Raw genomic sequence first — 271 nt, 5'->3', positions numbered from 1 at the left:
AAAGAGAAATTAATCATTACTGCTGTGTATGTAATTATAAGTAACAAATCAATAAAAATCGTAATCATTGTCGTAGAAATTATATCTCTAATAAATACCGCAGAGTTTGCTCTAAATAATAAATCTCCACTACTTCTATTATCAAAAAATGAATAAGGTAAATGAAACATTTTTTTCATAAAGTCATTCATTATTGATAAGTCTAGGCTTTTTTGCAGTAAAGCAATACTAATGCCTCTTAACAGTGACATAAGAACAAAGGAAATTGAAA

1 protein-coding gene is annotated in these 271 nt (G+C 26.2%); it reads right to left on the bottom strand.

The window, feature by feature from the left end; translation table 11 throughout:
• The coding region (locus SB717_RS35970; RefSeq protein WP_410907770.1) for an ABC transporter transmembrane domain-containing protein at window positions 1–271 on the bottom strand (271 nt) is incomplete at both ends.

It is taken from the genome of Priestia sp. SIMBA_032, from assembly GCF_046535215.1.
GTDB classification, from domain to species: domain Bacteria; phylum Bacillota; class Bacilli; order Bacillales; family Bacillaceae_H; genus Priestia; species Priestia aryabhattai.
This window is presented reverse-complemented; position numbering and strand designations above follow the sequence as displayed.